The sequence below is a fragment of the Psychroflexus torquis ATCC 700755 genome, assembly GCF_000153485.2.
GTDB lineage: Bacteria > Bacteroidota > Bacteroidia > Flavobacteriales > Flavobacteriaceae > Psychroflexus > Psychroflexus torquis.
The window spans coordinates 975,800-997,430 of record NC_018721.1 but is presented as its reverse complement, the minus strand read 5'-3'; the positions used below and the strand labels follow the sequence as shown (position 1 = coordinate 997,430).

Here is a 21,631-nt window from a genome sequence, read left to right as displayed (position 1 = left end):
TATCCCATTTTATTAATATAAATAACACTACGCTCCACACACTAACCTTGCCTTCTCCTAAAATTTCAATTAAATTATAGGTCTGTCATCTTTTGGCATACCTCACCCTTTACTTTGTATCCTAATCAAAAAAGATATGAAGCAAACCCCAAAATTTAAACTACTAGAAAGCATCGGGCAGCTATACGAAAAGTCCAAAAAATGCCAACTAAAGGAGGAGTTTTTTATAGAGAAAGGCACTGAGTTAAGCACTCTTTCCGACTACTTTGGCACATCCAAAAGTCAAACTCTATTTATCGCTATTGTCTTCGCCCTCAACTACAAAGGAGATTCTGTAGACTTAAACGACCTCATTGAGCACTTCGATTGTAACCCAATGAAAATTCTGGAGTTCAATAAAGATTTTGGCGATTTACACACCAAAGGTATTTTCAATAAAAAGAAGTCGAGGCATAGAGTACGTGTCGCTGGTGCCAACGACCAATACACTGTAAATGAAAGTGTGTGTGAAGCCATCTTAAACAACGCGGCAATGCCAGAAATTCAAGATGAGATTGCAGATATTTTTGAATTGCTGGAAGAGGTATACCAATTAGGGCAAAAACGCGATGATAAAGAAATAGGCACCTGGCAGCTTTACACGCAGACAAAACAATTGCTAGAAAAACACAATGAGTTTGTACTCCTCCAAAAGATTAAGCACTTTGAACTTTCTATAGACGATAAACTCCTGTATCTCTATTTAATTTGGAAAACAGTTACAGGTAAAGAAGCCTACGACGTCTCCAGAGCCTTGGAAGGGTTTATGGATAGAGCCACCAAGCGGGTGAATTATATGCAGGATTTGCTGGTTGGTAAAAACGAGCTCCTTCAACATCAACTTATAGAATTGGTTCCTTCAGATTTTTTAAATGACACCAGAATAAAACTCACCAGTGTTTCTAATGATCTATTGAAGGAAAGTGGTATTGCTATTTTCAATAAAGAAAAGCGCAAAGAGAACATCATATTTCCTAAGGATATTATAGCTCGAAAATTGGTGTTTAGCCCTTCAGAAATGAAGCAGCTCTATGTATTAAAAGAGGTGCTTCAACCTATTCAATTTCAACAAACCCAAAAGCGCTTACAGGAAAAAAGCTTGCCTAAAGGTATAGCTGCTTTGTTACATGGAGCACCTGGGACTGGTAAAACAGAAGTAGTAAAACAAATTGCCAAGGAGACCAACAGAGAGCTTATGAAAGTGGATATAAGCCAATCCAAATCCATGTGGTTTGGGGAAAGTGAGAAAGTGGTAAAAAAGATATTTACAGATTATAAAAGCCTTATGGAGGGTAGCGAAGAAACCCCCATTTTGTTTTTGAATGAGGCAGATGCCATTATTTCCAAACGTGGAGCTATTGGCAAATCGAATACTCGACAAACGGAAAATACTATTCAAAACATTATTTTAGAAGAGCTCGAAAATTTTGAAGGAATTTTAATTGCCACCACCAATCTTGCTGATAATCTGGATTCAGCTTTTGAGAGACGCTTCTTGTTTAAGATCCTTTTTAACCTCCCCTCCAATTCTATAAGAGCTAAAATATGGAAAACAAAATTGCCTTCTCTTTCCATAGAGGACTGTGAGTTCTTAGCAGGAAAGTTTAATTTTTCTGGCGGGCAGATAGACAATATTATTCGCAAAAGTGAAATTAATGAGATCGTACATGGGGAGGCCGTCTCTCTAGAAAATTTACTAGTCTTCTGTTCAGAAGAAACCCTTGTGAGTCAAAGAGCAAGTATTGGTTTCAGTAAACTATAAAACACATGTCAAAAAAAGAATCCATAAGTCGGTATAGCATTATCATTAATACGTTGAGAAAACGATCGTCTACCTTTAAGGAAATTCAAGAGAAATTGGCCTTGGAATCAGAATTGCAAGACTATGATTTCAATATCTCTAAACGCACTTTTCAACGAGACGTAAAAGACATCAACTCTATTTATAGCATCGCTATTGAATATGATTTTTCTCTTAAAACGTACTTTATAGATTTTGAAGACCAGCAGGATATAAAAGGGAGGGTGCTGGAGGCTTTCGATATATTCAACGCCCTTAATATCTCGGACCGTCTGTCCAACCATATTCATTTTGAACAGCGAAAGCCACAAGGCACAGATCATCTTTTTGGTTTGCTTCATGCCATTAAAAATAACCTGCAACTCAAATTTACTTACTATAAATTTTGGAAAGATGATTTAACAGAAAGGAGCCTTGACCCTTACGCTCTCAAAGAGTTTAAAAACAGATGGTATGTGGTGGGCAACGACCCGAAAAATGGAGTTATAAAAAGTTTTGCTCTCGATCGGTTATCAGATTTGGTCATTACCAATAAGAAATTTCATAAGCCCAACGCCTTTCAGGTGAACCAGTATTATAAAAATAGCTTTGGGATTATCAGCCCAAATGAGGATACACCAGAAGACATTGTCTTGTCCTTTACTCCCTTTCAAGGTAAGTACATCAAGACTTTACCGCTTCATCACACTCAGCATATTTTAAGGGATACCGAGGAGGAGTTAAGGATAAGTCTCAAACTCTATATCACTCACGATTTCTTTATGGAGATTTTGTCTTTGGGTGATAAAGTAAAGGTGATACAACCCGAAAAACTTAAAAAGCAATTAATGTCTACAGTAAATGAACTCCAAAAGCTTTATAAGTAGAGATAAGAGACAAGAATTCTAACGATAAAAACACGACGGCCTATGATATAATAAAATGCGAAATCTCTTGAAGCTACTATAGTTTTCTTGAGTAAAACCCTTAAACAGTATTCATCTATAAACCTAAAATTAATTAAAACCAATGATTATGAAAAAACAAAAAACCATGGCAACAACACTAAGAGAATATTTAGGTGAAGAGGGGAGAACGCATAACATTACTGAAATTAAACATTTTTCACCTGAAGGAATTAAGAATATACCTTCTGGACATTCCACACCCAAGGAGGGTTTTATTAAAGAGTGCAGTGACAATAGTCTTAAATTTAAAAGTGAAAATTATCACTACTTAATCAAGACAGATTTTAATAGTGTTGAAACCATGCATCCTAAGCAATATGGGTTGTCTGATTATAGGGGTGGGATTATTATTTTTTCACTAGATGTGAGTCGCAATGATGTGAGTAAACACAAACTCATAAGTTGGTTTAAAGACATAGGGATAAGCTCGACAAGCAAATTCTTTTCAAAATTGAAATTAAAGTCTTTGATAAATAAATTCAATTTATCAAATGATAAAAAATTAGCTGATGATAACATCGATGATTATATCGGGGCATTTTCAACAGGCCATTTCTTTTTGGGGAGATATATTGGAGACACTAATAAAGTGTTTAATGAAAAATCGCTTAGCATTGAAGTGAATGGGATATCACCAAAAGGCTTAATTTTTTTAGCTGAGCAAATGGCAAAAGAATTTAATCAAGAAACAGTTTTAATAAAGGAGTTGAACGCTAACAAAATATTTTTAGCAAATCAAATTGAAGCCTAAATCTAGCCTATAATATTGAACAGTATTTATCTATAAACCTAAAATCAACTAAACCGATGATTAAGAAATTGAATGAAATTTTTAAAGGAAAACACAGAAGAAGAGCACAGGTTGAAATAGATGAGCTCAGTTCAAGTTTAGGAGATAAACCAAGCATATTGTGGTATCCTAGCGCTGGAGAAGACTTTAGAGACCTTATAGAGGGATACAGGACGAGTATACAACCAGACTTGTACTTGCATACAGATTATAGTACAAAGTTTGCACCACTAAAAAGAGGTTGTGCGTTTGAAGATAACAGAACTTCTATAGTTATTGAAGATATGCTAGAGCTAGAGTTTATTGATCGCATCAATTATTTCATCGACCCTGAAGTAGTAACTTTTATGGACCATGCCAATGCAAGACCTCATGTCTACTTGTTAAATGTCATGGTAAGGAGTACCTATGAAATAAAAAAAGCGAAGGTGATTTACTTTTATATGGAAAACATCAACTTTATGGAAGAAGTCTTGTTTAAATACAATTTCAAAATTAGTCATGTGGTTAAGATAAGGGCTGGGGTTGGTTATACTGGTGGATATAAGGATATGGCAATGCTTACTGCTTTTTTTAGCAAGTTGGAGGTTCAGTATTATTATGCTGACTTTATACCTATCCATTTTGATTTTGAATTTCTAGATGAGGTCATCAAAAGAAATCAATTGGATTTGAAGAACATCAAACTGATAAATATGGGTGATAGAGGTAAAATTAGGGAGTGGAGCGCTTTATCCGTAAAAGTTCAAAAGGTAGAGTATGAGGAAACACCTCTCACTCATCAAAGTCTGGGACAAACTTTAAATCTCGAGGATAGAGTTTAAAAATAATAACAGCCCAATGAGAATATTTTTTTATATCCTTTTAGCCATTGTAGCTTTTTTATTCTGCGGTTGCCAGGATGAAACAAAGTTTCAAGAGCTTTCTGGGGTGTACAATAATTCATTTAACAAACACGGTATTTCTTTTGGCAGAGTCTACATAGACTATTTGGGAAACAGCCAACTAGATTTTCATATAGAAACGGCACATGCCTCTGGTTGTAGCGGTCTCCTAAGTGGAGTGGCAAAGATAAATACCAATGGCATAGCAGAATTTAGTGATTTTGACTGTGGAAGCTTGATTTTTAGCTTTAGTCATAAGAAAGTAGAAGTGGACGAAAAGGACTGCGATCACCACGGGATGCGCTGTTACTTTACGGGAGTATACGAGAAGTAAAATTTTAAACGAGATAAATTATGAGATTTTCAAAAACCAAACCCTTATCGAAACAACTTAACCTAAGTTATCCTCTTAGAACTTATCTTGATGACGGTTCTCATGAGTTCAATAGTACAGGGATAGAAGAAAAGGTTGATACACTGGCTAGATTAGTAAATGACGGCATCGATTTATACCAAATCCTAAAGCATTACAAGCACAGCTATAGATTGCCTGGTTACCGGCACATAAAAGACAATGCTGCTCATACACTAAAGGGATATATCTCTTATTTGGTCACTAAAAGAAACTATGATTGGCAAACAATCTCAGCTTTGGATGGAGCTTCAGATCAAGAAATCACCAAACTCCTTACAGAACTGTTGAAAGAGTTTATTCCAAAAAACTACAATGCAACTAGCTTTGTCTTAAGCTATATAGATTATAAATACCACGGGAAAGAGTTGGCGTACAAAAGAATATCGAAGGTGTTGGATATGGATTTTGATACTGAGGATCGAGAAGTAAACTACCTGATGAAAACCCATTCTGATGAATATGGTGAAGATGATTCACTCGAAAAATTATATAAGGAAAGAGATGAGTCTCTACAGTGGGATTATATGTATTTATTTGGTTTTCTTTCCAACATAGTCCTGCCAGATTTAGGTGAAAATGAAGTAAGAAGCCTAGATGACGAAGAAATTAAAAACTACTCGAAAGGGATTTCTTATTTTATAAATAAACACTATTCCAAAGATAAAATGGATAGAATCAACTTCGATTCTGAGTTTAGAAAATCGAGAGCACTTAAGTTGGCTATAGACCTTGTAGAAGTTCTATATTTTGATAAACCCATGTTCGATTATAACGTATTCCATATCAAAAATGAATTTATGAGAGTAGGCTTCTTGGAAGAGCTTTTCGACAATGATCAAGCAGCACTTCTAGTGCACGACAACTTTAGGGATATCGAAGATAATGCTGAGGCTAAAGCGGATATGATTTTCCGCAACAACAAATTGAGGTTTGTAAAATTATGGGATCACCTTAATGATTCTTTAAGACAAAAGGACACCCTAATTATTGCTTCATACCGAGGTTATGCAGATGTAAAAATCGGTCTTATGCCCAAAGGGTCTAGGATAGTTTACGATCCAGAAAACCCTATTTATAAGATTCTTCAACTAACAAAACCCAAAGAATTTTTTAAGACGAAACACATTATTTTAGATCGCTTGACACGATCTAGACCTATGTTGAATAAAGTGGATGTAAAAAAAGATTACATCATCTCCAAATACGTTGGAAAGGAGGTGTTGATAACGTATGATAATTTGAGTAGCTACTCCATCAAGTTAATGTGTATGGAATGGCTAAGAACTGAATTTGCCCCAAAGCGGTATAGGTTACAATACCTTACAAAAGTATCCAGAAAGGAGATTACCAACGTCGACATTTATGGGCTTACAGAAAAAAATGGAATAGTTGCTGCTCAGGTGATTTTTAAAAATGATCATCAAATTCATCAAAAAGAATTGAAGAAATTTCAAGATAATAGTTTTCTTTTAAAACTCATTTTCAGTGAAGTAGAAATAGATTCTCCTCTGCCAGTTTATAAGACTAGAGCAATTTTCGACCAACTTTATAATAGCAGGCATAAGTTCTTTATAGCCAATCTTGTTGGAGACTAAAGCTTATTTTTTTTTCTCATTTTATAGACTACTGAAGATAAACTAATCGATTTTAAATTAACTAAACTGATATCTATGAAATACGCTATTTATAAAGCCTATTATGAACCTTCAAATATTGACTTATATCTTTTATGGAATATCGAGACACAGCTACCAGCATCTCTTCCAATGGATCTATATACTTTATCTAGTTACATCCAGCTTATAGAAATTGGTCAGGACTTATTGATCGATAATTGGGAGAATCTTAAAGCTTATAACAGTTCGATTCCCAATTACAAGCCCAGATTTACAAGTAGGGAAAAGAGTTATTTGCACAAACTAGCACTAAGGTCTAATGTGATCACTTGGGCTGTTCATAATCGAGCAAAAATTAAAGATTTAGAAGAGTATCTCGACATAGCTAAGTTTCACTGGAATTTCAGAAGTAGTATTCCAAATTTAAATTTGTCTTTGTTTCATCATCTTCATTATTTTAAATCATTGGATTACACCTACCACACCTTGCTTAAATACGAGGATGAAGTAAATGAATATAGTCCAGATTTGGACTTGAGAACCTTTATGGATGGCATATTGGCGAGGCCTTATTTAGCAGACGGGATAGTGGACTTTTTTATAGATATTCATAAAAAGTTCAATTTTCCTATGGAAGCTATCCCTCATCTTATTATTGGTGAAAAGAAGTTTTTAAATTCCGTAGAACATATTCCCTATACACTAAGTCCTGACATATACAACAATAGATCTTGGTCAAGTCCAGCCAACATTTATGAAGTAGAAGTATTTCCCTTATCTAAGAAAGACAAGCTCTCTATATTAAATGATATTCAACATTTGGAAGATGAAGAACTCTCTAGTTTCTATAAACAAAGGGTCAAGTCCTTTTTTTTATTACCACAAGTAGATTTTGATGAAAAATCGATTGATAAGCTATTTGAAAGTTTAAACATACCCTGTAAGTATTATGTAAATCTAAAGCATGAAAAATTAGGAATTCTTCTGCCTCCCCTTTACGAAAGTGTTGTAGATGTTAATAAGGAGCTAGTTGTCTTTAAACGGTTTGGTGCGAATATTTTTGATCTTTATAGTAAGACAGGACTATTTTTAGAGACCGTTAGTCAAAGACTATTTATCTATGAAAGTGGATTATATGTTATTGAAGGAGAAACTCAAGCTGTATTAAAACATTTTGATACAGAAGATTTTTCAAAGAGAACTGTTTTTGAAGACTTAGAAATCAAAACTTACGATATAAAAGGATATGATGGGTTCTTTATAATGGATGACATTGCTTATCGTTTTAAAACCTATGAGCAACATTTTCCAAATGATTGCTTAAAAATTAAAGTGGCTTCAGAAGGTTTATTTGCAATTTGTACAAATGGATATTGGAGATATTGGAATTGGAGCATGGATATCCTCAGGTTTTCTTCGTTTGGATATGCTGGTCCATTTATAGATGGCTTTGCAAAAGTCTTAAAGCTTAAACCAGAATATGACGCTTATGAAACCTCTTTTTTTGTAAATGAGAATTTGATTTCCATGCCAATGCATGTTCCGATTTATAAGAGGCATAAACACATGGATAAATATGAGCCTCGAGACTCTTTTCCTTACTATTCAAGAGAACACCTTGTCCCCTTTCAACTTATGGAAGAAGATACACCTTCAGTGGATTATGCAAAAGAATATAATTTCTTTGGTTTTATGGAAGAAGATGCCCCAGGTTATGGCACTTGGTCTATTATTGACCGGGATGGGGATATAGTATTTGAAGCGGAAGAGGGTTCAACGATTGAATTATTGGAAAATGGATTTTTAAGAATAGAAACAGATAATGGAATATGTATGACTTATGATATAAATCGTCAATACACTTTATCCACCGAAACTCTATATAAATCAAAACCTAGAAAAAAGGACATTCACCCAGTTCAAAAGACCTTAAAAGAAAAATTTCAGGGGGTAAGCGAAGATGATTTCAAAGAGGTTATCTATACTGGTTATGATGATGAATATTTACCTCCAGAACATCCAGTACATCTTCTGAAGGATACTGTTGGGGATCTAGAAGATAAGGTGGAGTTTGATGTTCAAAAAAATGATGATGAGGTCTATATGAAGGAAATGATTGTCAAAGACTGGAATTACTTCAAAGAGTCTTCCGCTAGATTGAAGGATAGTTTTGAATTTATGCTTTTTTCGACTCAATATGCAAGTTCCAATCTTGTGTATAAAGAGAGTTCAAAACGATTACAAGTGAATACTGTATTTATTAAATATTTAATTTCACTAGATGTCGATTTTTTTAAATGCTTACCCAAAACCTTAAGAGAGAACTCAGAAATCTTTGAATTCGCCTTTTCAAAACATATATCTGTTATTTTTTACATAAAACCCTCTTATCCAAATTACATGGATTTAGTTTTTGAATCTGTAAAAAAAGAGGCTAAGGTTTTTGAATATTTGCCTTTGAAATTGAAAACTGATCAAGATATTATTCTAAAGCTCATAGATATTAACCCGTCTATTATTAATTATTTTAAGACGTACCACTTTACCATGATGAAAATTTTAGAAAAAATAATTAAAATCGATCCTTCACTAGATAAGTATGGGTTGTTTGGGAGTAAGATTTTATTGTAATTCTTAATCTGTTGTAGCTTCTAAAATGAATGCCTTCACATGCTAAAGGATCAGTCTAGCATGTGGAAGCATTTATTTTATGAGTCTTTGGAAGTCGTGGTTGAAATTAAATGACTTTCCTTATCATAGAAGCAATCCATAGGCTCCAGAGGATAGCGCTTAAGATCATAGAGATTAAAAAACTTCATGCTGCTGTAACTGTCACTTTCTGAAGTATTAAAATGGAGAGCTTGTTGAGTATAGTTGAGAATATTTCCAAGATCTTGAGGTAAACTCTTTATTTTTGAAAATTCATGTTCCCATTTCAGAAAAAATATAACGTTGTATTCGTTAGCTAAACTTAAAAGTAGCTCGCCTAAACGTCGAAGCCTATCTTTTGAATTTATAGCTGAATCTGTTGAAAGTGTTATCAGTGAATTATCATCGATATATATAACTTTAGGCTTGTGCTTGTTTATTAAATAACTCAACTGATAAAGGAAGGATGACTGATCCATATTTAAGCTAAACTCCACGTGGCATCGGCTCATCTTGAGTTGTGTTAGGCTTGCATTGTAATTTAAAACCTCCTTTGGGTTATTCATTTTGATGCCTTCAACCAAATTATCATACATAAAATCATGCTTGGTTTTCTCAACAAAACAAAGTAAGGGTAGCTTTTGGTTAACGGCCAGATCAAACATAATATGCTGATAGAGTTCTGTAGATAAATTAGCATTTGTACTGAGTAAAAATACTTGTCCCTCATTAAATTCCCAAGTAAAACTCCCTACCGTAAACGTTCCTGTTTCAAAATGATGGGTTGGGGTTGTTATCCTCTGTATGGCTTGGTTTACAGCAGTTCTTGAGTCTATCAAATTATGATCGAATTGTTCTTTTGTCTTCTTAATGAGTAAAGCTAAAGCGTCCTCTGCTGTGTCGCAGGAATTCATACCTAGTCTAATTTCTTTTGAAAAGAATTCATGATCAACTTTACTAGGATCGAGATCTTCGAAGTAGTGGTGAAGCTCTTCACAAAGAGATTTAATCTTAAAAAAGGAATTGTAGTTCATTGTGTTTTGGTTTGACACAAAGAACAGGACAAGCTCTATCAAATAATGACTGATACCAAATTAAGTTTATAATGTCGTATAAATAAATTGAATTATTTTTTGATTAATTGAAGTTAAAAATAATTAGCATAGCCTTAGCTACGGTAATTATTTTTGATAAAAAGAAATTTAAAAACAAACGATTTATTACAACATTATAGGTTTAAATTGGTATTTTAACTTAATAAGCTTCAAAAGCAATTTTTAATTCTTTTTTGATTTGGTTGGCAAGTGATAGCGGCTCTAGGACTTTTACAAGACTCCCATATTTGAGGATATGTTGTCTTAATTCAAAATTATCGACCAGATAATATTCATAAGTCACCGTCTTATCAGTTTCACTTATAAACTTTTGACTAGAATGTAATGGCAAGTGCTCTAGATATGGTTTTTGAGACTTATCAAATTTTAGATGAACTATGTCTTTTTCTTTCTCAAATTGAGACACCCCAATATGACCTAAAAACTCATCTTTTAAATTTATAGGGGTTGGTTTGAATTTATCTTCAGATACTCTAAGATTTAGCATTCTATCAATTCCGAAAATTCTTATTTGTTCTTTTGAGTTAATTGGTGTTTCCCCAATCACATACCATCGGCTTTGATACTGCTTTAACAAATAAGGTTTTACAACATAAAGAATAGGGTGGGGATTGCTAAATCCTTGGTGTTCAAAATATATGAATTGATGATGCTGAGTAGCCATGAGGAGTCGATCTAAAAACTCAATGCCTTGAAGTTGATTTTCATTTTCGAAGTCAACATAATCCAGTGTTTTTTTTTGGTTTTCAAAACTTTCTTGAAGTGTTTTTGAGATCTGGTTGAATTGAAGGAACTGGATGAGTTGGGCAATATGCTGGTGATCCATTTCATCCAATTGGTATGTTTTTGTTGAGGCCTCGTAAATCAATTTTATTCCGAAATCATATTTCAATGTTCTTTTATCCCTTTCGAACGTAGCCAACTCAATGTGTATGTCGTGCGTTTCTAAAAGTCTGAGGAGCTCTTCTCTTGTAGAATTTTTATGCCTCAGATGGCTAATGATAATAAAGAGACGTTTGAGTTTATTGTAGGGTTGAGAGGCCATAGCTTTTGAATTACAGAAAGGTTAAGAAATAGTTTATTTTATTATACGATTCCTTACTCATAAACAGATCTAAGGGCATCGCTATAATTTGAGCTGATGTAATCTTTAAGTGTTCTAGGTTTTGTTAGTTTGATCTCACCTAAAGAGGATACTATGAGTTTAATTAAGTCGAGGTTAGGAATTAAAATGAATTTGACAGTATTAAAGCCGTTTTCACGACTACCAGTCACGTCCTGAGTGAAGTGTATTGGCTTAGATTTCCAGTATTCAATTAGAAAATCGGATACCTCTAAGACAATTTCCTCTCTCTTTTTTTCATCAAAAATTGGTTTGGTAACCCCCAAACAGAACTTTTGAATTTTTAAATCTTCAAAAACCGATTCGTCAATTTCCTTTGGATTAAATTCAGATCCAATTTCAAGTTTCTTAATGCGATCCAGACCAAAAGCTCTAAAAGCATCTTGATCTATATCCAAGCCAAGTATATACCACCTGTTTTGGCTAACTTTCATCTGTAAAGGACAAACTTCCCTATTCGAAAATTCATTATTGAACTTTTGATAATCAAACTTTATGCTAAGGTCTTTATCTAATGCATGAAAAATATCAGTAATTAAGTCAACACCTTCACTTTTCGATTCGTGATCGATGACATATTTCTGGTAATAATCGGAATAGTTTTCTTTAAAACTCTTCAAGGTTGTAAGTTCTATATATCGGTCTAATAGATTTTTTTCATCGGCATACTCATCAGTTATGATGTGTCCTTTTCTCTGTGATTCATACACTACGCTAAAGCCAAATATTTTTAAACTATCAAAATCACGATTGAGTGTTCTTTGGGAAATATCAATTTCTTTAGAATAAAGGAATTCTATAAATTCTTCTTTGGATTTGTATTTGTTTAGTCCAAAATTTCTGATGTAGGCAAGGCGTTCTAGAAAAGGATAACTTAAGGATGGCATAAAGCATGGTTTGGTTATCCTGCAATTTAATAATTATTAGACTTTAAAACGAATGTATTTTAATACTGAAAAACTATAAATAAAGGAATTGGGATTTCATAAAACCCTAATTCCAAACAACAACCTAACTTTATTCAATACACGTCATGGTAGCCGTCAGTGAAGGCATAGTAGAGATAGTTAATTTCTGTTATTATATCTATATGCTAGAGCATATTATTGATTTTAAGGGTGTCTATTCCCTAAACACGATAACCTTTTGTAATACTTCGATAGTATAAATAATCATAGTTAGATTATACTTCTAGATTGTAAATATTTCTAGCAGTCCAATCCCAGGAATTTAAAACATAGGGAAACCAATTCATATGTGGAATAAGCCTATTATAAGCAAATATAGCCTCATTGAGGTTTGGGTGATTTCCACTACCTCTTAATCCTTTCCTTAAAATTGATGTTCTGTTGTATTGATAAGTTACGTGGTAGACATAACGTTCCGGCTTTGCTTTTTCGGGATTCATTTCTGAAATGTATACACAAGACAATAGAATTTTATAAAGCATTTTTTTACTGCTGTTTTATATGTCTTTAATATTTCTGCACTTATACGGGTTCAGGCTGTCAAATCATGTCATGATAGAAAATAAATTGGATTGATGTGGTTCTTGTTATCTCAACATTTGTGTTGTGGTGCATCAGAAAAGTTATCTGTAAAGATTTTAAAAAGCTTTGAATCAAATTTCATCTATTAAATACCAAGGTAAATTAAGTATACAAATGAAGTTTGTGTGTCTTGATCATCTCTAGTATTTTATGCCCAACTCTTTCAGAATTTCAGAGAGTTCTTTGTCTTCTTCAAGACCCCAAGATTCTATTGTATGTAAGAGGGTATATCCGGAAGACATATCTTCAGTTTCTTTTAAACACAAATAATCTATCTGACTTCTCATATTGATAAAAATTTGAACTTTAGAATTTTGTCCAAATCTTTTATCTAACTGGTAGGCTTCTTTTGTAGCCTCTTCTACTATTTCTTTAAAATCATCCACGACACTTTATTTTTTAGTTACTTATACTCATTTAAATTTCAAAAAATATTATTATGGGTTGTCAAATCATGTCATATTAAAAAATAAGTGGGTGGACATGATTTGTCATAACTCGTCATTAGTTTTGAAATTATTATGAAAATTATTAACTTCATAGAAATTAATCTTCAATCCTAACCAATCTTTTAATTTCATCCTATGTCAAATCTTAAGAAGCGTTACCTTACTAAGTCAAGGTATAAATTGGGACTTGAGTGTCCTAACAAATTATACTATACCAAGAAAAAAGTATACTCCAATCAAAAATTAGAGGATTTCTTCTTACAAGCTTTAGCAAGTGGTGGTTTCCAAGTCGAGGAATTAGCTAGGATGCATTATCCTGAAGGCATTCTCATAGAGGATAAGAAATCTGATGAGACTTATAATTATGAAGATAAGGTGAATCAAACGACAAAATTATTAGAAAATAATGATGAAATAGTAATTTTTGAGGCTGCTTTTTGTTTTGAAAATTTATTTATTCGAGTCGACATTTTAGAGAAAAAAGGAAATCAAATTAATTTGATTGAAGTGAAATCAAAATCATTTGATTCTACTAATGCCGAGTATGAATTTGAAGGCAAAAAAGGCAATCTTAGTTCGTCATGGAAGTCTTACCTTTTTGATGTAGCTTTTCAGAAATATGTTATCAATAAGGCCTTTCCTCAATACAATGTCAAACCTTTTCTGATGCTGGCAGATAAATCTAAAACTACGAGCATCAAAGGACTCAACCAATTATTTCGGATTACAAATAATAATAATAACCGAACAGGTATAGAGCGAAGAATCCATACCCTTACCGATATTAGCTCTGAATCTATACTCGGTAAAGTTGATGTGAGTCGAGAAACTAGCGGCATTGAAACTGGCAAACACAGAATCATAGAAGAATTTGATTTTGAAGAATCTATTCAAATTTTATCTAAAACTTTTAAAGAAGATAAATACTATAATTATCCCTTGGACTATTCTTCTTGTAAATCTTGTGAATTTAAAACAAATGGAGAAGCTGATTCAAATTCAAAATCTGGTTTTAAAGAATGTTTTAAAAAACAACTAAGCTGGGAGGAGCCTGACTTTAATGAACCCAATATTTTTGAAATATGGGATTTTAGACGATTGAATAAATTGACAGAAACAGGCGAGCTGAAATTGAAAAATATTCCTGATGAAGAATTTGGAGAGGTGAAAGACAAAGATGATAAAATGTCTAGGGTTCGAAGACAACTTATACAAAAGCACAAAGCACTTGATAATGATTATACACCAGAATTATATCAAGACGAATTGAAGGACGAGATAGAAAGTTGGACGTTCCCTTTAAATTTTATAGACTTTGAAGCTTCTGTGGTGGCTTTGCCATTTTATGAAGGACAATCACCTTATGAGAAAGTGGTGTTTCAATTCTCTCATCATATCATTCATGAAGATGGGAAAGTTGAACATGCCAACGAATATATCAATGTTCAACCAGGAGAATTTCCAAATTTTGAATTTGTAAGAGAACTCAAAACAGCTCTGGAACAAAATGTAGGTACAGTCTTTCAATATTCAAGTTACGAAAACTCAACGCTCAATCAAATTAAACAACAACTAGAAAACTCAGCTGAAACAGATAGGAAGGAATTGATCAATTTCATAATCACTTTAACAACACCTCCAAGAAATTATGCAGGATCGCCATGGTTGCCTATTCGTCCTTTAGTAGATTTGAGAAAAGTTATCGTTGATTATTATTACAATCCATACACCAAGGGGAGTAATTCCATAAAAGCGGTGCTGCCTGCAATTTTTGAGACTAGTGAGCTTATAAAAAGCAAATACACGAAGCCGATAAGCGACATCAATATGACTTCAAAGAATTTTGGAGATAATCATGTTTGGTTAAGGCGAAAAGAAGATGGTACTATCGAAGATCCTTATAAAAGTCTAGAACACCCTTTTAAAGATTGGGATCCTGAATTTGAAAGGAAAAGTGAAATAGAAGAGATCAATAATGGAGGTGCAGCTTTAACTGCTTATGGCCTTACACAGTATACCGACATGGATGATAAAGAACGAGGTGAAATAAAAAACGCCCTGTTGAGGTATTGTGAGCTGGATACCCTAGCTATGGTTATTGTTTATGAGCATTTAAAGGAGATCACAGAAGATAAATATAAGGTCTAGCTAGTATTTATAATTTAACGTCACCTCAAAAAGTTTATTTTCTAAAGCTTTATACTGTTTCTTGTTGCTATTCTTGATGTAATTTCATTTTGATAATCACTTCTAGATCTTGTTAACTTGAGTGTTTGAATGTCTGTGAGCTTATAAAAACCAATGTTTAAGATAAAATAGTATGCGTAAAACTGTTCAAGATCCTTTTTTTTTTAAATTTGTAAAAAGCATCTGCTATTTATCAAAATACTGGTTATCAATAGTAGTTGAGAATTAAGAGCAATACATTATTTATGTGGACACCTCTTTACTTGATACTGAGTATATCCATAATAAAAACATTATATCAAGAAATATAAAACTTTTCTAAACCAAAAAAATGAAAAAATTTTTGACAAATATTATTTCAGCCCAAAGTATGGAGACTAAAATTGCAAAGTCCTTACTATTTGCAAGTATCATTAGTGTAGTTGTTGCATTTTACACGGTTGACATCACCTATTATTTTAACTCAACTAGGGGACGTATTTATAGAAGCGCGGAATGGGTTGAAAATAATGAAGGAAATGGTAATTTTATAAAAGTTTCAGATTACAACGAGATTTTTATTTTAATCTCATTTATAGCGGCAGCTGCCTTAGCTTATCTCATCGTTATAAAGCGAGATAATGAAACTAATTAAATAATTATAACAGTATGGAATTAAAAAATAGCATATAATCAAAATACTTTTCATTCAATAATGAAAATGAACAATATAGAAGTTTTTTGTTAGATAAGTTCGTCAGGATTCTAGGCAAAATCATTAAACACTTTTGCAGGGCAAACGCATTAAACTTTCATTAGATTCAGCACTTTTATCAGATAGTGATTGTCCCATCCCGCTTGAAGTCTTCTGCTCTTCACCCCTGTTTTTAATGATTTTTCATTTTTCAATAAATTTAGTGCAATTTTATTGAGTATGGAGAAATTTTGAGTGGAGTTACCTGTTCTTTTTCTAGAAGCATCTTCTGAAAAAGCAACATCTAAAGTCCAGTGTAACTTATTTTCTATAGACCAATGAGAACGAATGGCTTTTTGAAAATCTTGGGAGCTAGCCTTTATACTTGAAATATAATATCGTATTGCGTGTTGTGCAGGCTTTTGTGAGTTTTTAAACTCACGTTTGCTTTCTATTTTTATAACACTTGTTAGGTTTTCCCAGTTATTGTTTTTTAAAATAAACTTAAAGTTGCTTATTACACTGCACGTCCTGGTTTCTATTCTGCCATGGTCTAATTCTTGGCTAAGGTTTGATTCCATAGTTTTTCCAAATCTAAATTCATCTTCAATATGCTCTAGTAACTGAGGTTGATTCTCTTTTACAGCCAAGATATAGTCTGCATTTTTTTTAACGATGGCCTTAGCTATTTTAGTTTGACATCCCATAGCATCAATAGTTACAATAGTATTTTCTATGGATAAGACTTTTAATAATTTTGGAATGGCAGTGATCTCATTTGACTTGTGGGAAACTTTCACTTGTCCTAAAACCAAATTATTGTCATTTGCCCAAGCACTAACCATGTGTACTGGGGATTTTTTACCGCCAGCTTTAGCACCTCTAATTGTTTTACCATCTATAGCAATGATTTCTCTGGGCTGTAGTTGTGCAAGAGCACTAACCCATTGTATAAAGCATTTTTCAAATTGATTACTGTCAATATTAGAAAAAACGCGATTAAATGTGTCGTGCGAGGGGATACCATTAGGCAAATCAAGGAAGCTACGAAGAAATTCTTCTTTTGAGTTGGCGTAGTTTTCCATTTCATTCCATGAATCTGCTCCACAAATCACTGAAATAATCCCGATGAGAAGGATGCTTTCTAAATCGTAAAGTTGCTTGTGAGAACGTCTAAAGTCGGGTATTTGACCAAATATGGTCTTTAGCTTTTGGGTAGTTTTCAAAATGTATAAAGTATTGGTTATCAATATAATATACAATATTTTAAACTAAAAAACAACAAATAATATGATGAATTTTAAGTGATTAACACTCATTTTTACCCAATTAACTTAAACTTTTTTTAATGCGTTCGCCCTGAACACTTTTGATCAATTAACTATTAATAGCAAACTTGTTGTATAAAAAATTCGAGGCAAGGAAAATATTTTAGTCGTCTTGAATCTGACTTACAATCTCGAGATTTAATGAATGCTTTATCTTCTATTTTAGCGAAGTAACCCCTTTTATATAAAAGGAGCAGTTAATTTCCAAAGCATAAATAATTTTTTTCAGACCTTCATCTTGTAATAAATGGTCTCTCCTTTTATCGCTTCATATGTCTTTGTTGAAGCAAATTTCCCAGAGGTGGTTTAATGTTTTTTAACTCCACCCATTCTAATCAATCAAAAAGTCCAATAGAAATAAACTCTAATTGAAAGGTTTTGCAACTAGGACAATAATTTCCTTTGGAGTTTAGCTCTAAATCACAATTTTGAAATCCATGATCATTTTGATTATCTCCCTTAAGTTTATCATCTGAATAGAAGTAATATTTTGAGTGGTCTTCTACCTTTTTATAATTTGGATTTTTAAACCGTCCTGTTTTAATTTCGATAGCAGGAACAGGACTGTTAAATGTGAAGTCCATCATGCCACCACCAAAATCAAATTTTTTGGTAAAATCACAGTTTTCGCACTTTGCTTTTATAGTTTCACCCATTGTTTAAACTTTTTTTATGTTACACCGATTTTTAATGACTTAAAATTTAAGTGTCCAAGGTATCAAATTTGAAAAAACCAAGTCTCAAAAAATCCTCATTTAATGAAGATGTCATCATTGTTCACCTATTGAAATCATAATAGGTAGTATTATCATCACCAAAATAATTTATTGAGATTTTACATGTAGCTATAGTATTTCCATGACCATTGGAGTAAACCGTATTGGTACCACCAAAATAGATTTTGAATTTAAAATTTACGATAAGCCTAATGTTCGTTTTAGCTTGTGAGCTACTTTGTGAGATTGAGAAATTACCTGATCTCTAAAACAGTCTTGTAACCAACACACTCGATCCAAATGTCTTAAAGCAAATTATTATTTTATAAGTTTTTGAACATTGTTTCATCCCATTCATCGATAGATTTTAGCTTATTGTATGTAGTATCACCAATTTTAGTTTTGATGAAAAAGGCGATTCCTAAAATTTCAAATAGTTTTTCTTTATCTTGATTTGTATAACTTTCTAAGGCAGGTATGAATTGAGTGTAGAATACGTTTTTCAATTTTTCAAAACTATCAATTCTGTAAAAGAAATTTTGCCCAAAAGTGTAATCTCTTCCTAATATTAAGTCTATTTTATTGTTTAAATTTTTGAGTAATAGGGGTAAATTTATTTCTTCAATATATTTAACAGTTATATCATTTGGATTTGGGCTCACATAATTTATTTTAAAAAGGCTTCTAGTTTTGATGTCTAATTTTACTTTATAATTAGGACTTGAGTCAGCAATAGCTAAGATGAAAACGTTATCTGGCACAAAAAATGTTTCTTTGGATTTTCCTAAAACAATTTTTTGAGCATCAATCTCTCCATTTCTATGTTTTATATCCAATAAAGGGTAAACGTCACCAAAGATTTTATGTAAATCCCCTTCATTAAAGTCATCGATAATTAGTACATATTTGTCTAGGGGATTCTTCAAATTATAATTTAATTCAAGGCCATCAAATAGACATTTAAGTGTTTCCACATATGAAAATTTAGAATCTCTTGGTTCAAGACAATATTCAATATTTCCATAAATTTTTTCTTCAGTCAATTCGGTATAATCAGCGCCGTATGAATAATATACTGAGCCGTATGAATAACATACTGAATTATCAATTATTTTAAATCTAATAGGATTTTTTTCCTTAGTTTCTTTTGGTGAATAATATTCTTCTTCGTATTGATTGAAATAATCTTTGAGTTTATCTTTTAATTTTGATAAAAAATCCCCCGCATTTATATCTATATTGTTATTAGCAACTCTACAAATTTTCTTAAAAATACCATCAACAATTTTTCCGTCTTCATTAACATCTTCTATGAAATCGGAATAACTTGTATTATTAAACGATGAAAAAAAGATTTTTTCATTTAAAAGATTATTGTATTCGTCAAATATTTTTTTTTCGTTGCTCGCTTTTTTTTCATTGCTAGGTATACTGTCATTTATTATTTCTACGGCTTTCTTTTTAGCAATATTTCTTTTATTAGACCCAACAGGTCCAAGGATTAATTGGTTGACATCAAAGTTAATTCGTTTAAGATTATCAAGGTAGAAGTCTATGAAATGATGAAACGCTTCTACTCCTTTAAAAGCAGAAGTAGTACGCTCCCTAACTCTCAAAAGATTTTCCTCATTAAATTCAAATTGTTCTATTTTTTTTTGTGCATTGCTTCCGTATGACCTAACAAGAGCCCTCAAATATAAATTTTCATTCATCATACTGAGATAATCTCCAAGTGTTCTATCATTACTACTTCTATAATAAAAGAATACCCTTTTAAATTTTTCTATGAGATAAAAGTATGTTTTATCATCCATAAGTTTCGCTAAACGTTCTCTTTCAAAGTTTGTCATATGAGTTTTGATTGTCATCTTATTGTATACAGCTGTAGCCAATTTTATTTTTAACTATTCAATTTCTTATACTTTAAAGGAGTCTCAAAAGTTCTTGATATCTTTCGGGAAAACCTAAGTCAAAGTTTGAAGACGACTCTACCTATTTCCTGATTAACCAGACAACAAGTTTCAAGTTTCTTTCTGTTTTACTAAGAACTTATCTTGACTAAATTATTTACAATTTTTTTTACTCAAAAGAATGGAAATCTTAAATTTATAATCTAAGCAGAATATTTGATTTGTGAGGTAAACTTTTAATAAGTTTCAACCTTAATATCCGAGGTTATTTATACTTTTTAAATAAAAAATAAAGTCTAAATTTTGCAAAATCTATTAACTTTCAAATCATTTTTTAGGAAGAGTAAAATTTTCAAATTTCTCTAATTCAAATAGCAGACTGTTTGATATTTTTTTAAGCTCCTCTACTAAAAAAAGCTTCACAGAAATGTGAGGCTTTTTTTTATTTTAAGAGTGAATGGGCGAGAAGTTTATCCTGAGCGAAGTGCAACGGAGTCGAAGGGAGTCCAGTCCCCGCTACTAAAAAAAGCTTCACAGAAATGTGAGGTTTTTTTTATTTTAAGAGTGAATGGGCGAGAAGTCTACCCTGAGTGAAGTACAACGGAGTCGAAGGGAGTCCAGTCCCCGCTACTAAAAAAAGCTTCACAGAAATGTGAGGTTTTTTTTATTTTAAGACTGAATGGGCGAGAAGTCTACCCTGAGTGAAGTACAATGGAATCGAAGGGAATCTAGACTGCCTGCTACTTGTAAAGGCAAGGCTTCACAGAAATGTGAAATCTTTTTATTTTTATGTAAAACATTTGTAAAACAAATGGAGTGTTTTTCGTTTTACAGAGTTTTCGTGTTTAATACTTGTATTAGCTTTTCATCAGTAAGTCTGTGTGGAGTTCAGACACAAGACAGCTTGATATGATGAGGTGTGAAGTGCTCGAAACCTTTGACGAAGTTTGGCGGTATTATATTTAGTTAGATTAAAATCAATTTCAGGTAAATTTTATGTTTCCTTCATTTGGCTAACGCTAATACCTAAATATTCTAAAGTCCTTAATCCTAATTTTGTAGACCTAAAACCCTTAACTCCTGCCTTACTTCCTGTCTCATCTCCTAAATGTGTCCATCCCCATCTACAATAATATTTCTCATATAGTTCTGTTTATTTGTATCGAAATAGTAAATAGTGCGTCTTGTAAGTTTTGAGCTAACGACATGAACTGTTATTGAAAGTTAATACCTATTTTAATTTCTTCTACAAAGCTATTTCATATCTACAGTGTTTTTTAAAAAATTAGGTTATACCAATTTAGTTTTTAAATGTTATATTAAAAATTTGAACCATACTACGACGTAGCTCAGCACAGGTTTTTTATTTAGTTGAGGAAAAAAATATAAGCATAGCGATAGTTAAGGTTCTATTTTATGAAGATTAATAAGTGAAAAAT

Annotated in this window: 17 protein-coding genes; 9 read left to right on the top strand and 8 right to left on the bottom strand. The window is 32.4% G+C overall.

Features of this window, described 5'->3' with window-relative positions; all coding sequences use genetic code 11:
- The first annotated feature begins 136 nt into the window (after positions 1–136).
- The 7 genes from P700755_RS04325 to P700755_RS04295 all read left to right on the top strand — a co-directional run bounded on the left by P700755_RS04325 (position 137) and on the right by P700755_RS04295 (position 9,123).
- On the top strand, positions 137–1,801 hold the full coding sequence (locus tag P700755_RS04325) for an ATP-binding protein (RefSeq protein ID WP_015023519.1): 1,665 nt from the start codon (positions 137–139) through the stop codon (positions 1,799–1,801).
- Between the two features lie 5 nt (positions 1,802–1,806).
- The gene (locus P700755_RS04320) at positions 1,807–2,706 is read left to right on the top strand and encodes a helix-turn-helix transcriptional regulator (RefSeq protein WP_015023518.1); all 900 of its coding nucleotides are present in this window, start codon (positions 1,807–1,809) and stop codon (positions 2,704–2,706) included.
- 148 nt (positions 2,707–2,854) lie between these two features.
- Positions 2,855–3,538, top strand: coding sequence for a hypothetical protein (locus P700755_RS04315; RefSeq protein WP_015023517.1), 684 nt, complete (start codon positions 2,855–2,857; stop codon positions 3,536–3,538).
- A gap of 56 nt (positions 3,539–3,594) precedes the next feature.
- On the top strand, positions 3,595–4,401 hold the full coding sequence (locus P700755_RS04310) for a DUF7663 domain-containing protein (RefSeq protein ID WP_015023516.1): 807 nt from the start codon (positions 3,595–3,597) through the stop codon (positions 4,399–4,401).
- Positions 4,402–4,417: 16 nt separating this feature from the next.
- Entirely contained in the window at positions 4,418–4,795 is a 378-nt protein-coding gene (locus P700755_RS04305) for a hypothetical protein (RefSeq protein WP_015023515.1), read from the top strand.
- 20 nt (positions 4,796–4,815) lie between these two features.
- On the top strand, positions 4,816–6,471 hold the full coding sequence (locus P700755_RS04300; protein WP_015023514.1) for a hypothetical protein: 1,656 nt from the start codon (positions 4,816–4,818) through the stop codon (positions 6,469–6,471).
- A 75-nt stretch (positions 6,472–6,546) separates the two neighbouring features.
- Entirely contained in the window at positions 6,547–9,123 is a 2,577-nt protein-coding gene (locus P700755_RS04295; RefSeq protein ID WP_015023513.1) for a DUF4116 domain-containing protein, read from the top strand.
- Between the two features lie 77 nt (positions 9,124–9,200).
- On the opposite strand, the gene P700755_RS04290 is transcribed toward P700755_RS04295, so the two are convergent.
- The 5 genes from P700755_RS04290 to P700755_RS04270 form a co-directional block, all read right to left on the bottom strand.
- Positions 9,201–10,175, bottom strand: coding sequence for a hypothetical protein (locus P700755_RS04290; RefSeq protein ID WP_015023512.1), 975 nt, complete (start codon positions 10,173–10,175; stop codon positions 9,201–9,203).
- Between the two features lie 220 nt (positions 10,176–10,395).
- Complete coding sequence (locus P700755_RS04285; RefSeq protein WP_015023511.1) at positions 10,396–11,301, bottom strand: helix-turn-helix transcriptional regulator; 906 nt, start codon at positions 11,299–11,301, stop codon at positions 10,396–10,398.
- A gap of 53 nt (positions 11,302–11,354) precedes the next feature.
- Positions 11,355–12,266: a helix-turn-helix transcriptional regulator gene (locus tag P700755_RS04280; RefSeq protein WP_015023510.1), complete on the bottom strand. Its 912-nt coding sequence runs from the start codon at positions 12,264–12,266 to the stop codon at positions 11,355–11,357.
- A 296-nt stretch (positions 12,267–12,562) separates the two neighbouring features.
- The gene (locus P700755_RS04275) at positions 12,563–12,829 is read right to left on the bottom strand and encodes a hypothetical protein (protein WP_015023509.1); all 267 of its coding nucleotides are present in this window, start codon (positions 12,827–12,829) and stop codon (positions 12,563–12,565) included.
- Between the two features lie 240 nt (positions 12,830–13,069).
- Positions 13,070–13,315, bottom strand: coding sequence for a hypothetical protein (locus tag P700755_RS04270; protein ID WP_015023508.1), 246 nt, complete (start codon positions 13,313–13,315; stop codon positions 13,070–13,072).
- A gap of 198 nt (positions 13,316–13,513) precedes the next feature.
- Here P700755_RS04270 and P700755_RS04265 point away from each other — a divergent pair, with 198 nt between their 5' ends.
- Both P700755_RS04265 and P700755_RS04260 read left to right on the top strand, forming a co-directional pair.
- Entirely contained in the window at positions 13,514–15,526 is a 2,013-nt protein-coding gene (locus P700755_RS04265; RefSeq protein WP_015023507.1) for a DUF2779 domain-containing protein, read from the top strand.
- Between the two features lie 370 nt (positions 15,527–15,896).
- Complete coding sequence (locus tag P700755_RS04260) at positions 15,897–16,199, top strand: hypothetical protein (protein ID WP_015023506.1); 303 nt, start codon at positions 15,897–15,899, stop codon at positions 16,197–16,199.
- 149 nt (positions 16,200–16,348) lie between these two features.
- Here the strand turns inward: P700755_RS04260 and P700755_RS04255 are convergent, their stop codons facing one another.
- From P700755_RS04255 to P700755_RS04245, 3 genes are all read right to left on the bottom strand, one after another.
- Positions 16,349–17,464 carry an ISAs1-like element ISPto5 family transposase gene (locus P700755_RS04255; protein WP_083858537.1) on the bottom strand — a complete coding sequence of 372 codons (1,116 nt, stop codon included), beginning with the start codon at positions 17,462–17,464 and terminating at the stop codon, positions 16,349–16,351.
- A gap of 437 nt (positions 17,465–17,901) precedes the next feature.
- Positions 17,902–18,222 (bottom strand): hypothetical protein, encoded by a 321-nt coding sequence (locus P700755_RS04250; RefSeq protein ID WP_015023505.1) that lies wholly within the window; start codon positions 18,220–18,222, stop codon positions 17,902–17,904.
- Between the two features lie 383 nt (positions 18,223–18,605).
- Positions 18,606–20,096 (bottom strand): hypothetical protein, encoded by a 1,491-nt coding sequence (locus tag P700755_RS04245; RefSeq protein ID WP_157609248.1) that lies wholly within the window; start codon positions 20,094–20,096, stop codon positions 18,606–18,608.
- Positions 20,097–21,631: the final 1,535 nt, after the last annotated feature.

Excerpts from the sequence above, each read along its gene's own strand:
- P700755_RS04260 (WP_015023506.1), top strand. The coding sequence starts at position 15,897 with ATGAAAAAATTTTTGACAAATATTATTTCAGCCCAAAGTATGGAGACT.
- P700755_RS04295 (WP_015023513.1), top strand. The coding sequence starts at position 6,547 with ATGAAATACGCTATTTATAAAGCCTATTATGAACCTTCAAATATTGAC.
- P700755_RS04300 (WP_015023514.1), top strand. The coding sequence starts at position 4,816 with ATGAGATTTTCAAAAACCAAACCCTTATCGAAACAACTTAACCTAAGT.
- P700755_RS04285 (WP_015023511.1), bottom strand. The coding sequence starts at position 11,301 with ATGGCCTCTCAACCCTACAATAAACTCAAACGTCTCTTTATTATCATT.
- P700755_RS04320 (WP_015023518.1), top strand. The coding sequence starts at position 1,807 with ATGTCAAAAAAAGAATCCATAAGTCGGTATAGCATTATCATTAATACG.
- P700755_RS04280 (WP_015023510.1), bottom strand. The coding sequence starts at position 12,266 with ATGCCATCCTTAAGTTATCCTTTTCTAGAACGCCTTGCCTACATCAGA.
- P700755_RS04290 (WP_015023512.1), bottom strand. The coding sequence starts at position 10,175 with ATGAACTACAATTCCTTTTTTAAGATTAAATCTCTTTGTGAAGAGCTT.
- P700755_RS04245 (WP_157609248.1), bottom strand. The coding sequence starts at position 20,096 with ATGGATGATAAAACATACTTTTATCTCATAGAAAAATTTAAAAGGGTA.
- P700755_RS04275 (WP_015023509.1), bottom strand. The coding sequence starts at position 12,829 with ATGCTTTATAAAATTCTATTGTCTTGTGTATACATTTCAGAAATGAAT.
- P700755_RS04305 (WP_015023515.1), top strand. The coding sequence starts at position 4,418 with ATGAGAATATTTTTTTATATCCTTTTAGCCATTGTAGCTTTTTTATTC.
- P700755_RS04250 (WP_015023505.1), bottom strand. The coding sequence starts at position 18,222 with ATGGGTGAAACTATAAAAGCAAAGTGCGAAAACTGTGATTTTACCAAA.
- P700755_RS04265 (WP_015023507.1), top strand. The coding sequence starts at position 13,514 with ATGTCAAATCTTAAGAAGCGTTACCTTACTAAGTCAAGGTATAAATTG.
- P700755_RS04310 (WP_015023516.1), top strand. The coding sequence starts at position 3,595 with ATGATTAAGAAATTGAATGAAATTTTTAAAGGAAAACACAGAAGAAGA.
- P700755_RS04315 (WP_015023517.1), top strand. The coding sequence starts at position 2,855 with ATGAAAAAACAAAAAACCATGGCAACAACACTAAGAGAATATTTAGGT.
- P700755_RS04325 (WP_015023519.1), top strand. The coding sequence starts at position 137 with ATGAAGCAAACCCCAAAATTTAAACTACTAGAAAGCATCGGGCAGCTA.